The following is a 21,734-nucleotide window of genomic DNA, read 5'->3' on the forward strand; positions in this document are numbered from 1 at the left end:
ACCGGGTTGGACGAGGCTGCTTTGCAGAGTCAGATTCTCTTCGCCAGAGTGACGGACAGCGTTAGACCAGGTTGCGGGGACGCTATGACGCACCTTGGGAAGACCCCTCCGACGACTCGGGCAACCGGTCGCGTATGGCTTCCTCGGTTTTTTCTACCGTCGATTTCACGACTTTGCCGACCTGGCCTGCTAGCGTGGCGGCATCTCCACCAGAGCCTTGCCGGTCGGCCTCTTCCTTGACAGTGTCGTAGGCTTCGGCGGCGACTTGCTTTACCTGCTCGAGGCCTGTTTCGAAAGCCTTCTCTGCGGTGTCGCGAAGTTTGTCGCTGTAGCCGCCAAGCTGTTCATCTTCCGTGGTCGTGCGGGGCAGCATCGTGCCCAGCGCAGTGCCAAGGACAAGGCCAACTGCTGCGACTGCCAGCGGTTCTCGTTCCAATATATCCTGTGCCGATTGACGTGCCCGGGCCTTCATCTCACTAGCGCCTGATCCAAGCTGCCCGGCCGAACCCGTGATCCCTTCCATTGCGCCCGTTGCGGCGTTGGCCGCAGTTGTGATCGCATCGCTTGCAGCTGATGCAACTGAGTCCGCAGTATCGGAGAGCATCGCCGCAATTCCGGAACCTTCGCTGTCCTCATTGAGCTCATCGACGGGTCGGTCGGACAGGGAGTCGCTTGGCCTCATGCCTGTATGGTTGCCAGCCGCTGAAGTGGTCGCTGACGCCCCGTTGCCAAGCATTAGCCAGGCCAGGCCGGCTCCAACCAACGTTAGCGGCAGCGGGTTGTCCCTGACCTGCGCCTTGAGATTGCCAAGCATGGCGGCTCCCTCACCGCCGGCAAACATTCCGGTAAATTCATCGATCAATTGACCGGGAGTCATCCTGCTGCGGATGGAATCAGCGGTGTCCACGACTTTCGCCCGGGCGATATCGGCATCTCGTTCCAGCTCGGCTGCGGATTTCTCGCTCATTTTATTTGTTCCTTGATCACGCGTGCGTCACGCTTGAGTTGGTCTTGTGTCCGATCCGGCGTCAGCTCAGAAGGGGCCATGCTTGCTGTGCCGCTGCGCAACAGAAAGATGCCCAGGATTGCGACAGCGATACCGACGAGAAGCGAGGACCACCCCGGTCCCAGACCGGCATTCGCCAATGCGATCACGAGAGCTTGCAAGAGCACGATCAAGGCGGCGAGAATGCAAATCGCGCCGCCCAAAAACTCGACCGCACCCGCGCCGACCTTGCTCAGGCTTTCCGACATCTCAGCCCGCAATAGCCGGCTTTCGGTTTGAAGCAGCGTCGTGACCTGCTGTGCCAGATCGCCGATGAGGGTGGTGAGACCGCGATTGTCCTGATTACCGATCATGGCTCTCCTCCGTGCTTGCGGCCCCGGTCATCGCCAGCCGGGCTGGAGCGGGGCTGCGTCGGTTCAGTTGTCCCCGACGGCCGCGATCCAAAACTTTCGACAGGGCGTGATGAGCTCTTGATGAACCTCCCCAGCGCCAAGCCTGCCAACACTGAACCGGCGATCAGCGCCCCGGAATTTTCGCGGCCGAACGATTGGATCTCGCCAAGAACCTCTTCGAATGGCTTGTCCCTTAGTGAAGATGAAAGCCGTTCGAGGCCGCCCGCGGCGTCGAGGATGAACTTCGATGCCGTTCGTTGATCGTTGTTGGCAAGGTGTTCGCTTGCCGCTCGCAGCGCTCCGCCAAAGACCCTCAGGTTGGCGCTGACATCGTGTTGTGTTCCCTCGGCCTTGTTGAACAACGCCTGCTTTGCTTCCGAGGCATAGTCGCTCGCCTTTCTGGTGAGTTCATCGCGAGCGCTATGCAGCGCTTCTGTCGCGGTCTGCGTTGCCTGCTGGAACGTTTCGGACAGTTCGCTTTTGGCTGTTTCGAAATCGGCCGGCTTACGGCCGTGATCGTCTTCGCGCTGCATGGGATCTCCTAATGGATTCCGAGGAAGGAGAGGATCGCAAGCACGACGACGACAAAGCCGATCAGGTAAATGACGCTGTTCATGGCAGCAATCTCCTCGATTGGATATCGAACTTACCGGCGACCATCAGGTTCCATCCGTTTTCACTAAATTAGCGAGATCGATTCCTGCGACTCATCCGCCGAGCCGCGCGCGGGGTCGCTAGCGCCCTGTGCCAAGGCGCTTACCGTGCCGCTTCGGTGGTGCCCAAGTGGATGCCGAGGGAACTGTTTCTGAGCTGAGATGCAGGGAAGTCTCACCGAGACAACAGTCGTCCCCACCCTCTTCTAGAGCTTGACGGCCGGTTCCCTCCCCCAGAGACGCAGTCTCCGGCAGGATTGCACGAACGTGTTTATCCCGCTCACTCCGTCGAGCGATATCAGCCCTTCGTCTGCGTCGGTTGCAACCCCGGCTTTGACAAAAAGCGGGGAGGAAGACTGGACAAACGCGATGAACTTGAGATGAGCAAAGGCGTCCGCCACGAAGTCCCGCGCTGCTGACTCTCTGGCTAGCCGATCTGCTCCCTCTTCCGACAACAGGACAGCTATGGCATCGAACAGGACGGAGGGTCCTCCGTCGATCATATGCCTGGCTTCGATCCAGCTTCCATCCCCGGCTTCGACACCGCCGACTTTCGGGGCAACCACCTCTATCGTCGCACCTTCCTTCTCAATCGCCGATTGCAGCTTCTTCAGCAACGCGGCATCGGTGCCGGAACTCACCAGCACGCCGACCTTGCGTCCCGCGAAACTGTCTGGCCCATTCTCGATTATGCTGAGCGCCGGTGAGGGTTCGAGATCGTCCCTTGGCACGACAGCGGCATCCGCCGGCTTGGGCATTTCTTGTATGCCGAGCTTGCCAGCGACGGTCACGCCCAATCCTTCGTCGATATTGAGGAGATGCGAGACCATCCGCTCGCGGATGACTGGGGTCTCCACCTTGCTCAGTTCGAAGGTCAAAGCCATTGCGATGTGACGTTGTTCGGGTGGCGTCTGGCTGTTGAAGAATTGCCGCGCCTGGCTGTAGTGATCGGCGAAACTTTCCGCCCGCAGGCGGACTTTCTGGCCTTCCTCCGCGTCCGCAAAAGACCGAAATCCGCGCTGTGGTGACTCCCTGGGTCCTTCTCCGAAAGAGTTCGGCTGGTAGTTCGCCCGGCCAACAGGGTTGCGCATTGCCATATGCCCATCTTGCTGGAAGTGGTGGAAAGGACATTTGGGCGCATTGATCGGAATATGGGTGAAGTTCGCACTGCCAAGGCGTTTCAGCTGCGTGTCCAGATACGAGAAGTTCCGCCCCTGAAGCAGCGGGTCGTTCGAGAAGTCGACGCCAGGTGGAACGTTTTGCGTCATGAATGCTACCTGCTCGGTCTCGGCAAAGAAATTGTCCGGCATGCGGTCGAGAACGAGGCGACCGACAGGAATTGGCTCGAGCTCTTCCTCCGGAATGATCTTCGTCGGATCCAGGACGTCAAAAGCGAAACTGTCGGCGAAGGCCTGGTCGAAGAGCTGAACCCGCAGCTCCCACTCAGGGAAATTGCCCGACTGGATTGCCTGCCACAGATCGCGGCGATGGAAATCCGGATCGGCGCCGTTGATCTTCACGGCCTCGTTCCAGACCACCGACTGCAGGCCAAGCTTCGGCTTCCAGTGAAACTTGACGAAGGTCGACTCATCCTTCGCGTTCAGGAAGCGAAAGGTGTGCACCCCGAACCCTTCCATGAATCGGAAGGAGCGCGGGATAGCGCGATCCGACATCACCCACATGATCATGTGCATGGATTCGGGCGTCAGCGAAATAAAATCCCAGAAATTGTCATGCGCGGACTGGGCTTGGGGAAAGGCCCGGTCCGGCTCCTCCTTGACGGCATGCACCATGTCCGGAAACTTGATGGCGTCCTGGATGAAGAAGACCGGGATGTTATTGCCGACGATGTCCCAGTTCCCTTCTTTGGTGTAGAGCTTGACCGCGAAGCCCCGGACGTCGCGCGCCAGATCGAACGAGCCCTTGGATCCGGCAACGGTGGAGAACCGGACGAAGGCCGGCGTCTTCTCGCCGGCGCGCTGAAAGATGTCGGCGCGGGTGTATTTGGCGAGCGAGTCATAGGTTTCGAAATAGCCGTGCGCGCCGTAGCCACGAGCATGCACGACACGCTCGGGAATCCGCTCGTGGTCGAAGTGGAAAATCTTCTCGCGGAAGTGGAAATCTTCCAGGACCGTCGGCCCCCGCTCGCCGATCCTCAGCGAGTTCTGGTCATCCGAGACCAAGCCGCCCTGCGCAGTGGTGAGCACTGCGTTGTCATCCCCTGCGATCTGGTGAAGCTCTCCCCCATTGCCCCGCACAAGCTTTTGGTCATGGATTATCGCGGACTTGCCTGAGGGCCGTTTTGCCGTCTTTACCATTGTGATTTTCCCAAGGATCGAGGAGCAGGTTGAACTCTCTCAATGCCGGGGTGCACACTAGGTTCCTGAAAACTCCAGACCTGCGGAAAGGTCTCGCATCTCGAGCACGTCGAGTTTTTCGTTGAATGGAGCGCAAGAGGCTTTGGGATCCGCGGGGGCAGCCGGTCTCGTCGGAAGCCGCCGCTTGCCCCTGCGTCGACGGCACTAGCCGTCCTGCGCCTAGCCGACTAGCCAATGCGACCGATGTCCACGAAATCTCCTCGGGGAACCTGCGTCGCAGTCGAAGGTTCTTGGTGATGGCAAATCACCCAATCTATGAGCGTGCTCACCTCGATCGGCACGTTGATCTCTCGTCCCGCCGCCTACCTGGCTCGCGGGAACGTGTGCGGCGCGCTTGCGTTATCTGGGACGCTTGGAACATAGGTTCGGAGACCTGAGAAGGCGGGTTATGAAAAACCCAGAGGCGTACGCCCCGCTGCACGCGAGCTTCCTCCTGAACGCTATACCAGGCCAGGGGCGCCGGGGAACTCGACGCAAGTCGGCGCAGGACATCAATCACCATGAGGTGGGAGCGTGGCCGTTCGCGCGCCTTGGAGCAAGACGATTACATGCTCCACTTGAGGAGAAGCCTGGCCTGCCTCAGGCAGATGGGGTTAAAAATGACATTGAAGACTAGCTCGGCCATTTCCAAGCCCTACAGCGGGCCGGCCGGCGGCTGGGGTTCAGCCAAATCCGTGGCTGCGATCATTTTGAGAGAACGCGTCCCCTTGAAAGGACCAAGATTGCTTTCGACCCAGAACCGGCCGGAAGGCTACATGTGTGTCAGTTGCGCCTGGGCAAAACCTTCACAACCGCATCCACTCGAATTCTGCGAAAACGGCGCGAAGGCGACCGCGTGGGAAATCACCTCCCGCAGGGCCGACCCCAAATTCTTCGCCGGAAAGCCGCTGAGCGAACTGGAGCTTTGGCCAGATCATGATCTGGAAGAACAGGGCCGGCTGACCCAGCCGCTGCGCTGGGACGCGGCCAGTGACAAATATGTCCCGGTGGCGTGGTCAGAGGCGTTCGAGGAGATCGGCAGGGAGCTTCGCGCGCTCGATCCGCATCAGGTCGACCTCTACACCTCCGGCCGAGCGTCGCTCGAAGCGAGCTACATGTACCAGTTGTTCGCGCGAATGTACGGCAGCAACAACCTGCCTGACAGCTCCAACATGTGCCACGAGAGCTCCTCGGTGGCGCTTCCAGAAAGCATCGGCGCCTCTGTCGGCACGGCTATTTTGTCGGACTTTGAAAACACCGACTGTATTTTCTATATCGCGCAAAACGTGGGTACGTCGTCACCTCGCCTGCTCCACGACCTTCAGGATGCCGTCAATCGTGGCGCGAAGATCATCACCTTCAATCTGCTGCGCGAACGCGGCTTGGAACGCTTCGTCAACCCGCAGTCGCCAGCCCAGATGCTGACCGGGAAAGAGACGCAGATTTCCTCGGAATATTATCAGGTCAACAATGGCGGCGACATCGCGGCGTTGTTCGGCGTCTGCAAGGCGCTCATCGAAGCCGACGACGCCCTGAAGGCATCTGGAGACAGGCGCGTGGCGGGAGAGGACGGCAAGCCGAAGGACCCGAACAATGCGGCGATGGTCGCTTTCGCCGCCTCGATGGCTTCAGCCGACAAAAAGCACGTGCTCGATCATGATTTCATCAAGCAGCATACTGCCGGATTCGAGGAATTTGCCCAAGCTGCCCGCGATCACAAATGGAGCGAACTGGAGCGTGTATCCGGGCTCAGCCGCGACCAGATGATGCAAGCAGCGGCGACCTATGCGAAATCCGATGCCGTCATGATGGTATACGGCATGGGGCTGACGCAGCACCTCATGGGTGTCCAGAACGTCCATATGGTTTGCAATCTCGCGCTGCTGCGCGGGAACATTGGCAAGCCTGGAGCGAATATCTGCGCCGTACGCGGCCATTCCAATGTTCAGGGACAACGCACCGTCGGGATCACCGAAAAGCCCGGGCTGGCGCCGCTGGACAAGCTTTCCGAACTTTATGGTTTCGAGCCGCCGCGCTGGACGGGCCGAACCACAGTCGAAACCTGCGAAGCCATCATGAACGGCCAGTCCCGCGCCTTCATCGGCCTTGGCGGGAACTTCTTGAAAGCGGTGCCTGATACCGCCGCCATGGAAGAGGGGTGGCGCAAACTGCGTCTGAGCGTGCAGATCGCGACCAAGCTTAACCGCAGCCACGTATTGCATGGCGAGATTGCATATCTCCTGCCCTGCCTCGGCCGCATCGAACTCGACCAGCAAGCGACGGGACCGCAGGCCGTGTCCATCGAAAGTTCCATTGCCCATTTCCACGGATCGCGCGGCAAAGCTAGGCCCGCCAGTACCGCGCTGCTATCGGAGCCTGCAATCATCGCCGGGATGGCCAAGGCCACGCTCGGCGAAACCAAGGTTCCGTGGGACGCCTGGGTCGGCAACTACGCCGAGATACGAAACGCCATCGAGCGGACGTACCCGGAAACCTTCAAGGACTTCAACGAGCGGTTGTTCAGGCCGGGTGGCTTTGCCAGGCCGCTGCCGGCACGCGAACGCAAGTGGGTGACCAAAAGCGGAAAGGCGAATTTCATCACGCCAGCCAAACTCTTTCCTGAATTCTCAACCTCTGGCAGGGCCGACGTTCTGCACCTTGCAACGCTGCGATCCAACGATCAGTTCAACACCACGATCTACGGCTACAGTGACCGCTTTCGCGGCGTTGAAGGCACGCGCCGAATTATATTCATGAACGGGGAAGACATCCTCCGACTAGGCTTCGCCGATGGCGAGATCGTCGATGTGACCACGGCGATCGATGACAACGTCGCCCGCACGGTCACCGGTCTGAAGATCGTTTCCTACAATATCCCGAAGGGCTGTTGCGGGGCGTATTATCCCGAAACCAACCCGCTCTTTCCCTTGGCGCATCACGACCCGAAGTCGAAGACGCCGTCCTACAAGCTTTTGCCAGTCCGTCTCAGCCGATCACACCTAACTCCCGTTGGTTGACCCCCAGGGCAGAGGAACGCTTGACAGAGAGGGTTTTCAGCATTGCGAAGTCGGTCCTGGCGGTTGCGGTTCTCCTGTCCCTCGCCAGCGCAGGTGGGGTGCTTGGCTATTTGCGGCAGCCAAGAGAGCTCCGTTTCGAACCGCCGGTTGCAGCTGATCTCGACCGGTTCCGCCTCATGTCCAACGGCATCGGGGGCACGCCGCCCGAGAGCTATTTCGCACTTGGCAAGCCATACGAGGCTGACGCCTACAATCTAAGCCAGGGCAAGCGGCTTTATGCCTGGTTCGGTTGCGGTACCTGTCATGGTGACGGTCGCGGCGGGGTCGGTCCGTCCTTCCTCGATGGCTGGTGGCTTTACGGGCCTGAGATGGTTTCCATCGTGGCTTCCATTCGTGACGGCCGCCCGCACGGTATGCCCGCGTTTCGCGACCGCCTGACCATCGAGCAAATTTGGCAGCTTGCGGGATATGTCCAGACGATCGGTTCCTACAGCCCGAAGGTGGCGGCACCCAGTCGCAACGACGACAAACAAACTCGCCCGGCCGAGAATCGCGGTCCGGCGACAATCCTTTTCGACGAGGGACCAGTAGGCGTCCCCCCGGATCAGGGACCCTCGCCTTGAGAAATGTTCGCCTTATTCTGCTTTCAATCATGGCTGTTGCATCTGCCTGCAGCGGCAAGCAGTCCGCGCTTGATCCGCACGGCGGTCCTGCAATTCATGTCGAACACCTGGTCATCGGTATAGTCGCCGTGTGCACGGTGATCTGGATCGTGGTGATCGTCGTGCTTGGCTTGGCGCTCCTGCGGAGCCGCCGCGCCGGAACGGAAGACGCAAACCCCGAGGGCCGGCTGACGACAGTGGTGTCCGCCGCGGTCGCGGCCAGCGTTGTCATCATCGCCGGTCTGACGATTGCAAGCTTCTACACCACCCGCAACATTGGTGTTCCGGGGAGCGCGGCCCTCACGATCACGGTGCGGGGACAGCAATGGTGGTGGCAGGTATTCTACGCCGGCTCCGATGCCTCGCCCGGCTTTCAGACGGCCAACGAAATCCACATCCCCGTGGGGACGGATGTCCAGGTCCGGCTTGAAGGCGCCGATGTCATCCATTCGTTCTGGGTGCCAAGCCTCGCCGGAAAGCAAGACGTTGTCCCGGGCCGGTCCAACAGTTTGCTGCTGCGTGCCGAAAAGCCGGGGGCGTATCGGGGCCAATGCGCGGAATTCTGCGGCTTGCAGCACAGCCACATGGCAGTCCTGGTGATCGCCGAGGCGCCGGCCGACTTTGAACGCTGGGCTGCGTCGCAACGTGGTGATGCATTGACGCCGGCCGATCCGGATGCGGCCGCTGGGCAAATGGCTTTTCTGGCCAAGCCCTGTTCGGCCTGCCACACGGTACGCGGTACGGCCGCCAAAGGCACGACCGGACCAGACCTCACTCACATCGGCGGACGTCAGACGATCGCGGCCGGGCTGCTGGAAACCACGCGTGGTTCGTTGGCGGCCTGGATTGCCGATCCCCAGACGCTCAAACCCGGGAACAACATGCCGATGGTGCCGCTGACCAGCGTCGAGCTGCAAAATATCTCCGCCTACATGGAGAGCCTGAAATGACGTCAAGAAATGCCGGCGCGCTTCGTGACACAGCATTCGACGCTGCTGAAATCGACCGTCGACTTGCGGCGATCTGGTCGACAACGCCGGGCGTGTGGGGCGCCCTTGCCACGGTCGATCACAAAGTCATCGGCCGACGCTACATCACCACTGCCTTTGTCTTCCTGGCGCTTGGTGGATTGCTGTCCCTGCTAATGCGATTGCAACTGGCGCAACCCGAAGCTCGCTTCATCGGGCCCGATCGCTACAACCAGATTTTCACCATGCACGGCACGAACATGATGTTCCTGTTCGCCGTGCCCGTCATGCAAGCGATGGCGGTCTACCTCGTGCCCTTGATGGTTGGGACCAGAAACATCGCCTTTCCGCGTCTCAATGCATTCTCTTATTGGATGTATCTCGCCGGCGGCTTGCTTCTATGGATCGCCTTTGTGCTCGATACCGGACCGGATGTCGGCTGGTTCGCCTATGTCCCGCTCTCCGGTCCCCAATACGCGGCGGGAAAGCGGGCCGACATCTGGGCGCAGATGATCACCTTCACCGAAGTCTCCGCGCTCGCTGTAGCCGTCGAGATCGTCGTGACTGTCTTCAAGCACCGCGCGCCAGGAATGTCTCTCGACCGTATCCCGTTGTTCGTCTGGTCGATGCTGGTCACCTCGTTTCTTGTCATCCTGGCGATGCCGGCGATCATGGTCGCAAGCACGGCCCTTATTCTCGACCGACTGGTCGAGACACATTTCTTCAATCCGGCCGAAGGCGGCGATGTACTGCTATGGCAACACCTGTTCTGGTTTTTCGGACACCCGGAGGTTTACATCATCTTCCTGCCGGCGGTGGGGATGGTATCGACAATCGTCGCGACGTTTACGCGTCGGCCGGTGTTCGGCTATCTGGCCATGGTGATGGCATTGATCGCCACAGGTATCCTGGCCTTTGGGCTTTGGGTCCATCATATGTTCGTGGCCGGCCTTCCCCGGTTGGGAGAGAGCTTTTTCACCGCCTCGAGCATGGCGATCGCGGTTCCGGCGGGACTGCAGATATTCTGTTGGCTCGCGACGATATGGGCAGGCAGACCGATCTTCACGACGCCATTCTTGTTCGCAATCGGGTTCATCGTCACCTTCGTCATCGGTGGTCTGACCGGAGTGATGGTGGCGTCTGTGCCGTTCGACACCCAAGTCCACGACACCTATTTCGTCGTCGCGCATTTTCACTACGTCCTGGTCGGCGGCGCGGTCTTTCCTTTGCTCGGCGCGCTCTACTACTGGTTCCCGAAGCTGACCGGGCGGTTGATGAGCGAGACACTCGGACGCTGGGTGTTCGGCCTGATCTTCGTGGGCTTCAACCTGACTTTTTTCCCCATGCATATCCTCGGCCTGCAGGGAATGCCGCGCCGGATCTACACCTACCAGCCAGAGATGCCATGGTCCGGCCTGAACATGTTCATCAGCCTCAGCGCGGTCGTCCTTGCTGCGGGCTTTGTTTTGTTTTTCATCGACGCCATACGCAGTGCGAGGTCGGGCGCCGTCGCGTCGTCCAACCCTTGGGGGGCCTCGACGCTCGAATGGGCCACCTCGTCCCCACCACCGCCGTACAACTTCGCCCGGCTACCGGTGGTCGGCGGCCTTGATCCCCTGTCGGACCGCCGAGATGTCCTTCCCGTTGCTGCGGGCCTGCGCGTCGACCGTCGTGAGCTGTTGGTCAGCAGCATCGTTGAAGCGACCCCGGAGGCGCGTGAAGCGTCATCCGGGGATTCGATCTGGCCGCTATTGGCGGCAATCGCCACCACCGCGACGCTGATCTGGTCGATATTCACACCCTGGGCGGTGGTCTGGGGATCGATACCAATCGCGATTGCACTCATTGGCTGGTTCTGGCCCAAGGGCGTGCCGGAGGACGAGTCATGAAGGAAGGCGTGGTGCTCGACCTGACGGAGCTTCCCCCGCATGGCCTCGGCACCGCGAGCTTGTCCTGGTGGGGGACGCTCGCCTTCATGCTTATTGAAGGCACTGGCTTTGCGCTTTCCATCGTCGTCTACCTCTATCTCATGAGCCTGGCACCACGCTGGCCTCCGGACGCCCCGCCACCCGATCTGCTGCCTGGGACGACGCTGACGGTGTTCCTGGTGGCAAGCTTGTTTCCGAACATCTTGTTGGCGCGCTGGGCGCGCGACCAGGACTTGCGGAAGGTGCGTATCGGGCTGATCATCATGTCCCTGATCGGAATAGCGCCGCTTGTCCTGCGTGCCTTCGAGTTTCCGGCGATGCATATCCAGTGGGATCAGAATGCCTACGGGTCGATCGTGTGGGTCATGCTCGGGCTGCACACCACCCATATCCTGACCGATCTGGTGGAGACGTTGGTACTGACTTGCCTGATGTTTTCGCGGCATGGCGACAATCCGCGGCGCTTTGGGGATGTCAGCGACAATGTGATGTACTGGAACTTCGTCGTGGCGACCTGGTTGCCAATGTATGCCTGCCTCTATTGGGCTCCACGGCTTTGACCAAAAGTTGGCTCCGAAACGCTGGACTCCTTGTGCCGCCCATAAGCTGGGCGCTCAGCACCCAGCTTGGGCAGATCACACCCTACATCGATTGCCGGCAAAGTTTTTCCTGGACCGCCGCCTTGTGCGGCATCCTTCTCGTTGCGTCGGTCGCCGGCGTCGCCGCATCTCGGGTGACGTCAAACGGATTGGTCAAATCGAAGCGATTTGTCGACGCAGGTTTCCTAGTCGCACTGGCGTTTGTCCTTGCGTTGTCGTTACAGGAGGCGGCCACGATGCTGCTCGACCCATGCCAGCGCTGATCCGCATACTGTTCTTCTTCATGATCGCTTCCCCGGCAATGGCGCACGGCGACGAGACCCATGGTTCTGGCTATCCCTGGACGTTTGACCCGTGGATCGTCGTGCCACTTGCGATGCTTGCACTACTCTACGGAGCGGGCGTGACAAGGCTGGCACGGCGCGCGCGGCAACCCGGCGGCATGCTCATGCGCGCTTTGCTCTACTGTAGCGGCTGGCTGACACTGGCGGCGGCGCTGCTGTCGCCGCTTCACTGGCTAGGTGAGCACCTTTATACATTCCATATGATCGAGCACGAGATGGTCATGGCCGTCTCGGCACCTTTGATCGTGCTTGCGCGCCCGGTTGGCATCCTGATGTGGGGGCTGCCAGGACGAGCGCGTCGCGTGGCTGCATCAGGGATGTGTTCGCCCCTGGTTCGCGGTCCGTGGGACTGGTGTACGGGCACCTTGAATGCGACCATCATTCATGGCTTCGCGATCTGGGCCTGGCACCTGCCGGTATTGTTCGACGCGGCCGTCACCAACACTGCCCTGCATCGCGTCCAGCATCTTTGCTTCTTTGTGACAGCGATATTGTTCTGGTGGGCGATGATCTGGCGGAGTGATTACGGCGCCTCGGCCTGGCATCTGTTCGCGACCATGGTTCACACGAGTATTCTGGGTGCCTTGATCGCTCTCGCTCCACGCGTGCTCTACATCGCGCAGACCCGGACCGCCCTGGCCTGGGGGCTGACGCCTCTGGAAGACCAGCAATTGGCGGGCATGATCATGTGGGTGCCCGCCGGCACGATCTATGCGGTGGCGGCAATGGCGATGCTTGCGCTCTGGATTCTGGGATCGAGTGAACGAAGGGCGCAAAATGCCTGACCTGCCGACACCTCTCTCAGGCCGCGCCGCCTTAATAGGCATTGCCCTCGTCGCGGCATCGGCCGCTTTTGCCACAATCAATATCGCGCGCGACAACCACAGCCGGGCGGCCGTAGCCAAAGCGATCACCGACGGCGATCCCGCACGCGCACCGGAAATCTTCCGACGATACGGCTGCTCCGGCTGCCACACTATTGCGGGGATACCGGGAGCCGACGGCCAGACAGGCGCGCCTCTCACTGGGCTGTCGAAGCGGCTGTACATCGCGGGCGTACTGGAAAACAATTCCGACAACCTTGTCGCATGGATCGTTTCGCCCCGGAGCTTCTCCCCGCGGACTGCGATGCCGGCGACCGGCATCTCGCAACAGGAAGCCAAAGACCTCGCAGCGTATCTCTACGCACAATGAAGCGGATGAAATGTCACTTCATGCTTTCCCTGGAATTGCTTCAAGGGCGCGGCGTGGCAATCGGTGGCAGACGTTTGATGTAACGTGCAATCGCCTGGCGATCGCTGTCAGGCAGCATTGCCGTATTCGTCACCACATCGGCCATCGAGGATCCGACGCGACCGTGGCTGGGCGTTTCCCCAGTTTTGAGCATCGTCGCGATGTCGTTCTCTGTCCATCCGCTCAATCTGTGCTGCGTGATGTTTGGCACGAATCCCGTTCCTTGAGGATCGATGCCACCGGCAAATCGAGTGTCCGACTTGATGGCGCCAAAAGCGTTGCGGGTCGAATGGCACTCAGCGCAATGCGAGACGGACTCGACGAGATACGCGCCGCGATCATGCACGGGATCTCCGTCGAGGCGCGCAGAGGTCGTGCCTTGGCGAAAGAACATCATTTTCCAAATGCCCATGGACCGCCGGATGCCGAACAGGATCGCGGGATCATGCGGTGGCGCACGCCCCGAAACCTTGGGAAGCGTCCTGAGATAGGCGCGCAGGTCCCTGACGTCCTCGGCCGTCATGCTGGTAAAGCTCGTGTAGGGAAAAGAAGGGTAGTAGTGTTGACGCTCTGGCGACACGCCGCCGAGGAGTGCATTTGCCAAGTCGGTGACGGTCCATGCGCCGATGCCATCCACCGGATCGGGAGATATGTTGGGAGGCCGAAAGGTGCCGAATGGTGAAGCGAGCGCCATCCCGCCGCCCAGCTTCAGGCGATCGGATTGCCCCGGTGTCGCATGACAGGAAGCGCAATCCCCTGCCGCGAAGACGAGCTCACCATGCGCGACATCGACCGGGCCTTCAAATTGCTGATCCTGGTTCGAGAAAGGGGGCTGCGCCGCGGTCATGTACCACAAGACCGTACCAACGCCGCTTGCACATAGGAAAACTGTGAGAGCAATTTTCCACACTGTGCTCGCCATGACGTGCCGCAAGGTGTTGGACGACGATGCCTCGCCCTTGCCGTCAATTCCCGCCTTCATATGAGAAAGTTGCTCGAGGGTGCATCGCAGCCGAGGTCTGGTTGGATCGGAGATATCAAGCTTCTCCCAGGGAATGCGGTACAGGCAGTCGCGGTGGCGCAAGCCAAACAAGTCCAGCATCGCGACGCCAATTGCCGAGGCAGAGAGGCGCTCGAAAGCAGCGAAAATGCCGACGTGGAATTCGGTTATGACGAGATCGTCACCATCACGCTCGGCGCGTATCTCCTCAATGTGACCGACGCTTTTGCCGCGCAGCGATAGCACCCGTCGACCGGCAAGATGTTCGAGGTTGACGGAGGCCATGGTCAAGCTCCTGGGATGCGGCCGATGATGTGATCGCGCAGCCAGTCCTGCCAATCGAAGATCGCCGTCCGCCGCACATCAACGTCGACTTCGATGTCGACACCGATATTTCGCACCTTCTTCCACGCTATGCGGTGCGGCTCGGCATGGCGTTCGCCGCCAAGCCTTGCCGCGAGCCAGGCCATCCAGCGTCCCGGTCGCGAACCAAGGCGGCACGCCAGCGTGATCGAGCCAAGCTCGACCGCGACGATCCTGGGCGGTTTGCCGTGCCTCAACTCGGCCACCAATCCGTCCACCTTTCCGATCTTGACCTGCCTGCGGTCGACGACCTGTTTGTCCAGTAGATCGCGCAGCAGATCCATCACGAGCCTCCGAATATCTGCAAGGGTATGGCCACCACGGCAAGGACGAAACCCAGCGCAATGACGAAGATCACCGCGGCATTCGAAATCATGCCGTTGCGATGGTCGCCGACATAACGTTCATCGTTGAGCAGGAAGAGGAATGGCACCACGGTCAGGGGCAGGCTGGCTGCCGTGACTGCCATGGAGAAGATCGTGAGTTTCAGCGGGTCGAGGCCAAGGCCTATTGGTATGGCGGCAAGAAGCAGCGAGATCGTATAGACGCTGCAGAAGCCGGGATCTTCGCGTGGTTTCCTGTCTTCTCCCCACGTCCAGCCGAAGCCTTGCGCGACGAGGTAGGCCTGCTGCAGGGCGATTTCGAGCGCCGCGCCGAAACAGGCTATGGCAAGCGAAGCGACAAAAAGGACAAAGCCCCAGAACCCGAATACCGGGATCAGGAGCAGTGGCAGTTGATGATAATCATCGACCTGGTTAACTCCGTGCTCGCCTAAGACCAGCGCGGCCACGACCAGCACACTGACCGAGATGGTGCCGCCAAAGCTCATGCCGAGGCCCGCAATTGCGCGATTGGTGCCGAGATAGGTCTTGTCCCAGTGGTCCTCGACGGCGCCCGAGGAATAGAACATGAAGAGATAAGGCGATATCGACGCGCCAAGAATGCTGACTGCCATGAACCAGTAGTTTGCAGCGTCATGATCCGGCAAGCTCGGCACGGCGCCAGCCGCAACCTGTTTCCAATCCGGCTTCAGCATCACCGCCGCGACCACGAAGCAGAGCGTGACAAGACCGAGGACCGCCACGCCCTTCTCGATGAACCCGAAGGTGCCTTTCCATAAGAACAGCCACGCCAGGAATGCCACTGGTATTGCCCACCATTGAAAGCCGATCCCTGTCGCAAGGTCGGCCGCGATGGCAACGCCGCCGATCTCTGCCGACATCACCATGAAATTGACCAGCAAGGTGGCCAGCAACGGCCATAGGAAGGTGTTGAAGCCGAACCTCTCGCGGATTCCGTCGGCGATCGTGTGGCCGCTGACGGCCGCGAACCGGCCCGCCATCTCGACCAGGAAGATGATGCAGATGGTGCCGAGGAGGATTGCCCAGATCAGCCGCAAGCCGAAAGTGGCGCCGGCTTGCGCGGCTGTCGCCATTGATCCGACTTCAAGAAAGCCGCCAACGCTGGTGACGATACCAAGCGAGATTTCGAGCAGCTTCTTCATGATTTCGGCGCAAAATATTTGGCATAGGCGGCGGCGAGGTTCGCCGCGGCCGCCCGAAGTTCCTGCCGCGCCTGACTCACTTGCCGCAGGTTGCCAGCCTCGACCCCCGCTTGAGCGTCCTTGGCTGCTTCCGACAGCTGAGCGACCGCCGTTACGACCTCGCGCCGCTTGGGGGATTCAGGAGGATTGTCAGATTCTATCTGACGACCGACCTCGACAAGCGCCTCGGCCGTCGATTGCAATGTGGCCGATGCATAGTTTGAAGGAGCCGCGCCGGCGGCCCAGGCGTCCATGACCATCACCGCTGTCTGCGAAGCCGACGCCGCGATTTTTGATTCCTGTTCGACGGGTCCGGACGACGAACAGGCAGCCAAGGCGAGCATGGTCGACAACAGGCATGAGCGGCAAACCCGATAGCAGTCCTGATCGACGATGCCTACAGTCAGCGGCATGGCAGCACATTATCCTCCGGTCAGCTCGGATGGTGTCTGCTTGAAGAGCATTCAAAGATGGGCAACGGGTGCATGGTACCGGCGTCTCCATCTGCCTGGATCGGATCTGAAGCTGGTTATCAGGGACATGGCGAATCCCGATCTAAGGATCTCGGCCTCCCGGGAAGCGTATGACTTCGCTGGGCAGGGTGCGTTTTGAAAGCCTATGTGGATTGGGCCCGGCCTGCTCGCTTTTACCTCGGCCAAGGGGTCGCAACGTCACAACGTCTGGCGCCGACAAAGCAGCTTGTTGTCTGAAAAGATGCACAAGTTCGGGGTGGAGTCCGTCCCCTCGACGAGAGGCCACGTCGTGAAGAAATACGAAGAACTGCATCATGTGCCTTTCCACGCTGGCGTCGCCCCTCGTACCAACGCCGGTGTCCTGCATGATCGCAATCGAGGTTGGAAATGCGGGACGATCTAGTCGCATCGCAGGCTTGCGTTTGGCCTCTCCTGGTTCATCATGGAGTGTAAAGCTGCCGGGGCGCGAAGGTTCCGCCTCGTCTCATAAATTCAGCTGACAGGAACGACCTCAGTGGAGAGATAGGTCGACGGCGGTTCCGCCCGGGCGGGGGCGGAAGACTGGCTTCCGCCAAAGCAGCGATCGATTTCTCTTCGCCCCCAGGACATTGACGCTCGGCTACTTCTTTAGCGATGCTTTCCGATTCCATCGCCAACATCACAATGGAATGCCTCGATGTGACCGTAGGACGGAAACCACATTTCCGTTCGAACGTTCAAGCCAGATGGACACAGTCGAGATTGCCTCCCGGACCGCCGCCGTCGAACGAACAGGTGGATGTCTTTGCGGCAGGATCCGTTATCGAGTGACCGGCGATCCGCGCGTTCACTACTGTCACTGTGACATGTGCCGCCGCGCGACCGGCAGCGCCTTCGCCGTGTTGGCCTGGACGTCCTCCTCCAGCCAAGAACCTGCCTATCGCATATCTTCACCCATCGCCCGGAGGGGATTCTGCGGAGCATGCGGTTCTCCGTTGACCCTTTCCTACGCCGCCGCCGAGGACGAAGTCGCTCTGCATGTCGGAACCTTTGACAATCCTGAAGGTCTGGAACCGCAATACAATTACGGGTCCTCGCAGCGGCTTGCCTGGGTTTGCTGTGGCGTTGACTTGCCGCATCACGACACGGAAGAGCGATGGTAGCGGAATCCGATCATGAGTTTCCGCTCACTGTGGACACGCCGCCGATGGAAGCCCGGACTGCCGACACGCTGCCAGAGGGCAACGGCATCTGGCAGTATGAGCCCAAGTGGGATGGCTTTCGCTGCCTTGCCTTCAAAGGAAGAAAGGCGGTCGAACTCAGGGCGAAATCCGGCAAGCCGCTTGGCCGCTATTTTCCCGAACTGACGGCGCTTCTGGGCGAGCTCGAAGCACAGGATTTCGTTGTAGACGGCGAGATCATAATCGAGATCGAAGGACGCGCATCCTTTGACGCGCTGCAGATGCGGCTTCACCCGGCAGAGAGCCGTATCCGGAAGCTGAGCAGACAAACGCCTGCGCGGATAGTCCTCTTCGATACCCTTGCCGCGCCCGGAGGCAAGATCGTTCTCGAACTGCCGTTGCGGGAACGACGCGGGGCAACCGAAGATTTTGTCGCCAAGGCGGAGAATGAGGCGCTGCGACTTTCGTCGGCAACCACAAGTATCGCCAACGCCAACAAGTGGCTGCAGGGTGCTGGCCACGGTTCGACCGACGGGGTCGTCGCCAAGATGCTCGACGAGCCCTATCGGCCCGGCGAGCGTGCGATGGTCAAGGTCAAGCGGCTGCGCACCGCAGACTGCGTGGTTGGCGGGTTCCGCTACCTGAACCGCAAGCGCCAGGTCGGGTCGCTGTTGCTGGGCCTCTATAACGACAATGGCTTGCTCGACCATGTCGGCTTCACCTCGACCATCAGCAATGAAGAGCGGCAGGCGATCACCGTGAAGCTGGAGGAATTGCGCGGCGGACCCGGCTTCACAGGCAAGGCGCCGGGCGGGCCAAGCCGCTGGAGCACGGAACGCAGCGGCGAATGGGAGCCGGTGCGGCCGGAACTGGTCGTCGAGGTGCGCTTCGACCATATCACCAGCGCCCGTTTCCGGCACGGAACCAGGCTCTTGCGCTGGCGGCCCGACAAGGCGCCGCGCCGGTGCACGTTCGAGCAGATGGAGTAGTGGCCTAGCAATCGCGACGAGTTTTGTCTGCCATCGCGCATTCACTTTTTGCGCAAGGTTCGCAAAGTAATCGAATAGCGGTGTTCGGTCAGGGGCGGGATGCTGTGCTCCCATTCATCGCGCGCCGGGCCTCTCAAGAGGTAAGCCGACCGCGGCTCGACAATGATTGTCTTGCGGTCCCATTTCGTGCCGTTCTTGCGCCGGAGTCGGAAGCTGCAGGGAGCAAGAAGAGATACGCCGGCCACCGTCTCGAAATGCGGCTTGTCGCGATGCCAGCCGATACCTGCGCCCGGTCGATACTCGTTGATCAGAACCTGTTCGAAAGCGCTTTCCGGCAACCCGACGAAAGTCGCTACCTTGCGCCTTAGCGTCATCAAGAAATCTGGTATCGGGGGCGCCTCGACCACCTGGCGCCGATCGTAGTCGTAACGCAGGCCGAAACCGATCACCTGTCGATTTGCCAGGTGGCCGTGGAAATCGAAAGGCTGGAAAGGGAGGCCCTCAAGATGCCGCAGCAGCTCCCATTCTTCCTCCGGCGTGATCAGCTCCGGCTTGTAGCGAAACCCTTCGGGCAGATCATCGGCCGCGGCGAACAGGTCGGGCTGGCCGCCATTCGCGCCGGTTGGTCCTTTGGATCTGAGAGACATGTACCATAGCTGGGGAAGCTGCTCCCTTTGCGCAAGCCAACGCAGCGGCGGTGCTCCCGGCAAGGATGCCGTCCTCGCTACGGGCAGCGGCGATGCTGGCGACGACTAGCCTATCGCGGTTGTCCCCCTTCGCATGGCCGGACGGAGGCAAAGATCTCACGCAGGTCGTTTAGTGCAAGAGGACGGTCCTCAACCAAGCCAGGAAGCGGCTGCCATTGACGGTCCTGCGCACCCTGGCGGCGGCCCATTTGCCTTGCATGGTGGCGCCGACATGACAGCTGCAGACGATTTCGTGCAACTGCCAATCGCTGAGCTCGAAGAAGCGTAGGGCCTCTCCATAGGTGTCGTTCCTAAGTCCCGCGGCTTTCAGCAGCGGATCTTCCAGGGCAACTGAAATTGGCGATCCATCGGCTCGTGCGGCCTGGCGGGCGTCCAGACGCAGGCGTTCGGTGCCAGCAAGCGCGCCCAGGCATCGGCCTGGGTGCCGCTCGAGCAGTTCCGCCCAACGCTCGATCCGTTGCCTCCGGGTCATAACGGGGCTCTGCGCCAGCGGCTTGACGTCCGCGATCGCCTGCAGTTGTTCGAGGGTCTGGTGTTTCATAATCAGCTCCTGTTGATCGAGCATTCACCCAAGGGGTTTTCGCGACAAGCCTATCGGTCGGCTAAATAAGTGGCCTCCTCATCGTCACGCTGGCGTCCGCCAAGCGCCGCTGCGACGCTGGCAATAAAGGCGCCTACCACCATGGACAGGGCGCCAAGAAGGGCGAAGGTGGCGCCGGCTTTCCTGGCTGTGTCGGCCGCCTGCTGGGCCTTGATCTTTGCGTCCTTCACCTTGGCCATCATTGCATCTACCCGAGCCTTGGCATCGGCCTGCGGAAGCCCGGTGCGGGCGGCCACGAGTTGCGTCAGATAGGCGCTGTCGTCAGCCGCAAGTTCGCCGCCGTTCGCAGCAGTCGCCAGCAGGATGCGCGACGCCTGCGCGGTCGCTGCAGCTTCGTTCTGCAGATCGGCGTCGACGGGCTTGGTCAGGTCGGCGGGGCGGAACAAGGCATCCACATAGTAGGACGTGCTGTCGAATGCTGAGCCGTCCTTGCTTGCGGCACCGGCCGAAGCCCCGGTCGCGGCGCCCGCGGCCACCGTCGAAACTGCCTGCACTCCAGAACCCAATGCCGCCGAAAGCGCTGAACCGAGAACTCCCGCAACAAGAAGCGTGGCGAGTGCCCAGGCAAGGAAACCGTGAGCTGTGTCGCGGAAGTAGGTTTCATCGGTATGAATCCCCACCCATTTGGTGCGCAACCGACCCGTGAGATATCCACCGACGCCAGATGAAAGCCATTGCACGACCACCAGCCAGACTGCGGTGGACACAGCAAATGTCGTGGCCGACGCGCCGGCACCGGACCACGGCGAAACCATGCTCAGCCCAAGGCCGGAGCCCAACAACAGGAGCATGACTGTCAGGGTCGAAGCGGCGAAGGCGCCGGCAATGATTGGCCCCCAGTTCACTGCTGAAGATGAGGATTCTGTCGGTGCAGAGGCCTCGGCAGTCGCAAGTGTTGCCTGCATCTGTGCCTCCTACCGCGCAAACAGCATGATGAGAATGATGATCGGAATGGGAATGCCGAGCAGCCAGAGCAAGATACCGCGACCCATGGAAGCCTCCTGTGGGTTAGTGTGTGATGATCTAACAATGTCGCTGCAGGTCTTCTGTTCCGTGGCAGTAAGCCGGGTCATTTACAGGCGGCAAAGGCCTTCATGCCCTTCTTGATCGCCCTGCGCGCCTCGTCGGCATTCTGCCATCCCTTGAACTTGATGGTCTTGCCCGTCCCCAGCACGGACGACAGGAAGAACTGCTCGATTTCGCGCCGCAGGTCATCTGGCACACGATCCACCGCAACCGGTTCGGCAGCATCTTCCCTATGTGGAGAGAAGACATAGCGGTCGTTGCGCAAGGCCTCGCCACCGGAGTCTTTCTGCTTGACACGCAATGCACCCAACAGGTCGCATTTGATGACAATGCCAGGAGCGGAAGCCGCCTGGTGGATGACCAGCCCGTCGAGGGGATCGCCATCATCGCCCAAGGTGGAAGGGATAAAGCCCCAGTCGTAGGGATAAGTCATCCCGACCGGTAAGGGGCGGACATAACCGAAGGTCCGGGTTGCGCGATCGTAGGCGATTTTCGCCTCCGCACCACGCGGTGTTTCAATCACTACTCTGACAAGCCCATTCGTCGTGGTTGGCAGCTTCAGATAATCGGGCATTGCGATGCTCTATCGCGGGGGGTTGCTCCGGTTGGAACTTCAAGACGCGACGAATGTTCCGAAGGGCAGCGCGAGCACAGCCGCAGTTCCGACTCGTTGGGGCGAATGGGCGCCCAGGCGCCGAGCGGGCTCATCGCCG

General features: G+C 60.6%; 21 protein-coding genes. 9 read left to right on the forward strand and 12 right to left on the reverse strand.

Annotated elements, in window-relative coordinates; all coding sequences use genetic code 11:
• Nucleotides 1-82 precede the first annotated feature (82 nt).
• The 4 genes from PU724_RS30805 to katE all read right to left on the reverse strand — a co-directional run bounded on the left by PU724_RS30805 (nt 83) and on the right by katE (nt 4,369).
• Complete coding sequence (locus tag PU724_RS30805; RefSeq protein WP_128272310.1) at nt 83-967, reverse strand: hypothetical protein; 885 nt, start codon at nt 965-967, stop codon at nt 83-85.
• Nucleotides 964-1,359: a phage holin family protein gene (locus tag PU724_RS30810; RefSeq protein ID WP_187331242.1), complete on the reverse strand. Its 396-nt coding sequence runs from the start codon at nt 1,357-1,359 to the stop codon at nt 964-966. Before PU724_RS30810 ends, PU724_RS30805 begins: the two co-directional genes overlap by 4 nt.
• Nucleotides 1,356-1,931 carry a hypothetical protein gene (locus PU724_RS30815; protein ID WP_354422768.1) on the reverse strand — a complete coding sequence of 192 codons (576 nt, stop codon included), beginning with the start codon at nt 1,929-1,931 and terminating at the stop codon, nt 1,356-1,358. Before PU724_RS30815 ends, PU724_RS30810 begins: the two co-directional genes overlap by 4 nt.
• A gap of 326 nt (nt 1,932-2,257) precedes the next feature.
• Complete coding sequence (gene katE / locus PU724_RS30820) at nt 2,258-4,369, reverse strand: catalase (RefSeq protein ID WP_128272312.1); 2,112 nt, start codon at nt 4,367-4,369, stop codon at nt 2,258-2,260.
• 659 nt (nt 4,370-5,028) lie between these two features.
• Here katE and PU724_RS30825 point away from each other — a divergent pair.
• The 7 genes from PU724_RS30825 to PU724_RS30855 all read left to right on the forward strand — a co-directional run bounded on the left by PU724_RS30825 (nt 5,029) and on the right by PU724_RS30855 (nt 13,120).
• Nucleotides 5,029-7,425 carry an FdhF/YdeP family oxidoreductase gene (locus tag PU724_RS30825; RefSeq protein WP_354422765.1) on the forward strand — a complete coding sequence of 799 codons (2,397 nt, stop codon included), beginning with the start codon at nt 5,029-5,031 and terminating at the stop codon, nt 7,423-7,425.
• A gap of 74 nt (nt 7,426-7,499) precedes the next feature.
• Nucleotides 7,500-8,048: a c-type cytochrome gene (locus PU724_RS30830; RefSeq protein WP_354422980.1), complete on the forward strand. Its 549-nt coding sequence runs from the start codon at nt 7,500-7,502 to the stop codon at nt 8,046-8,048.
• Between the two features lie 29 nt (nt 8,049-8,077).
• Nucleotides 8,078-9,037, forward strand: a complete 960-nt coding sequence (gene coxB / locus PU724_RS30835) for a cytochrome c oxidase subunit II (RefSeq protein ID WP_354422979.1) — start codon at nt 8,078-8,080, stop codon at nt 9,035-9,037.
• Nucleotides 9,034-10,944: a cytochrome c oxidase subunit I gene (ctaD, locus tag PU724_RS30840; RefSeq protein WP_354422763.1), complete on the forward strand. Its 1,911-nt coding sequence runs from the start codon at nt 9,034-9,036 to the stop codon at nt 10,942-10,944. Before coxB ends, ctaD begins: the two co-directional genes overlap by 4 nt.
• Nucleotides 10,941-11,543, forward strand: a complete 603-nt coding sequence (locus PU724_RS30845; RefSeq protein ID WP_127308761.1) for a cytochrome c oxidase subunit 3 — start codon at nt 10,941-10,943, stop codon at nt 11,541-11,543. Before ctaD ends, PU724_RS30845 begins: the two co-directional genes overlap by 4 nt.
• Before the next feature lie 289 nt (nt 11,544-11,832).
• Nucleotides 11,833-12,711 carry a cytochrome c oxidase assembly protein gene (locus PU724_RS30850; RefSeq protein WP_426213746.1) on the forward strand — a complete coding sequence of 293 codons (879 nt, stop codon included), beginning with the start codon at nt 11,833-11,835 and terminating at the stop codon, nt 12,709-12,711.
• Nucleotides 12,704-13,120, forward strand: coding sequence for a c-type cytochrome (locus tag PU724_RS30855; protein ID WP_292347434.1), 417 nt, complete (start codon nt 12,704-12,706; stop codon nt 13,118-13,120). Before PU724_RS30850 ends, PU724_RS30855 begins: the two co-directional genes overlap by 8 nt.
• Nucleotides 13,121-13,160: 40 nt before the next feature.
• On the opposite strand, the gene PU724_RS30860 is transcribed toward PU724_RS30855, so the two are convergent.
• The 4 genes from PU724_RS30860 to PU724_RS30875 all read right to left on the reverse strand — a co-directional run bounded on the left by PU724_RS30860 (nt 13,161) and on the right by PU724_RS30875 (nt 16,478).
• Nucleotides 13,161-14,081 carry a c-type cytochrome gene (locus PU724_RS30860; RefSeq protein WP_426213751.1) on the reverse strand — a complete coding sequence of 307 codons (921 nt, stop codon included), beginning with the start codon at nt 14,079-14,081 and terminating at the stop codon, nt 13,161-13,163.
• A 365-nt stretch (nt 14,082-14,446) separates the two neighbouring features.
• Entirely contained in the window at nt 14,447-14,806 is a 360-nt protein-coding gene (locus PU724_RS30865) for a hypothetical protein (protein WP_354422761.1), read from the reverse strand.
• Entirely contained in the window at nt 14,806-16,026 is a 1,221-nt protein-coding gene (locus tag PU724_RS30870) for an Nramp family divalent metal transporter (RefSeq protein ID WP_354422759.1), read from the reverse strand. Before PU724_RS30870 ends, PU724_RS30865 begins: the two co-directional genes overlap by 1 nt.
• Entirely contained in the window at nt 16,023-16,478 is a 456-nt protein-coding gene (locus PU724_RS30875) for a hypothetical protein (protein ID WP_354422757.1), read from the reverse strand. Before PU724_RS30875 ends, PU724_RS30870 begins: the two co-directional genes overlap by 4 nt.
• A 785-nt stretch (nt 16,479-17,263) precedes the next feature.
• On the opposite strand from PU724_RS30875, the gene PU724_RS30880 reads away from it, so the two are divergent.
• Nucleotides 17,264-17,680: a GFA family protein gene (locus tag PU724_RS30880; protein ID WP_426213747.1), complete on the forward strand. Its 417-nt coding sequence runs from the start codon at nt 17,264-17,266 to the stop codon at nt 17,678-17,680.
• Nucleotides 17,674-18,687: an ATP-dependent DNA ligase gene (locus PU724_RS30885; protein WP_354422755.1), complete on the forward strand. Its 1,014-nt coding sequence runs from the start codon at nt 17,674-17,676 to the stop codon at nt 18,685-18,687. Before PU724_RS30880 ends, PU724_RS30885 begins: the two co-directional genes overlap by 7 nt.
• 41 nt (nt 18,688-18,728) lie before the next feature.
• Here PU724_RS30885 and PU724_RS30890 read toward each other — a convergent pair whose 3' ends face one another.
• From PU724_RS30890 to PU724_RS30905, 4 genes are all read right to left on the reverse strand, one after another.
• On the reverse strand, nt 18,729-19,334 hold the full coding sequence (locus PU724_RS30890; protein ID WP_354422971.1) for an alpha-ketoglutarate-dependent dioxygenase AlkB: 606 nt from the start codon (nt 19,332-19,334) through the stop codon (nt 18,729-18,731).
• 169 nt (nt 19,335-19,503) lie between these two features.
• Complete coding sequence (locus PU724_RS30895; RefSeq protein WP_354422753.1) at nt 19,504-19,935, reverse strand: hypothetical protein; 432 nt, start codon at nt 19,933-19,935, stop codon at nt 19,504-19,506.
• A gap of 50 nt (nt 19,936-19,985) precedes the next feature.
• Nucleotides 19,986-20,900, reverse strand: coding sequence for a hypothetical protein (locus PU724_RS30900; RefSeq protein WP_354422752.1), 915 nt, complete (start codon nt 20,898-20,900; stop codon nt 19,986-19,988).
• A gap of 164 nt (nt 20,901-21,064) precedes the next feature.
• A complete protein-coding gene (locus PU724_RS30905; RefSeq protein ID WP_354422750.1) occupies nt 21,065-21,595 on the reverse strand; it encodes an inorganic diphosphatase in 531 nt (176 codons plus the stop codon).
• Nucleotides 21,596-21,734: the final 139 nt, after the last annotated feature.

Origin of the sequence: Mesorhizobium abyssinicae (assembly GCF_049887195.1) — a bacterium.
Taxonomy (GTDB): Bacteria; Pseudomonadota; Alphaproteobacteria; order Rhizobiales; family Rhizobiaceae; genus Mesorhizobium; species Mesorhizobium abyssinicae.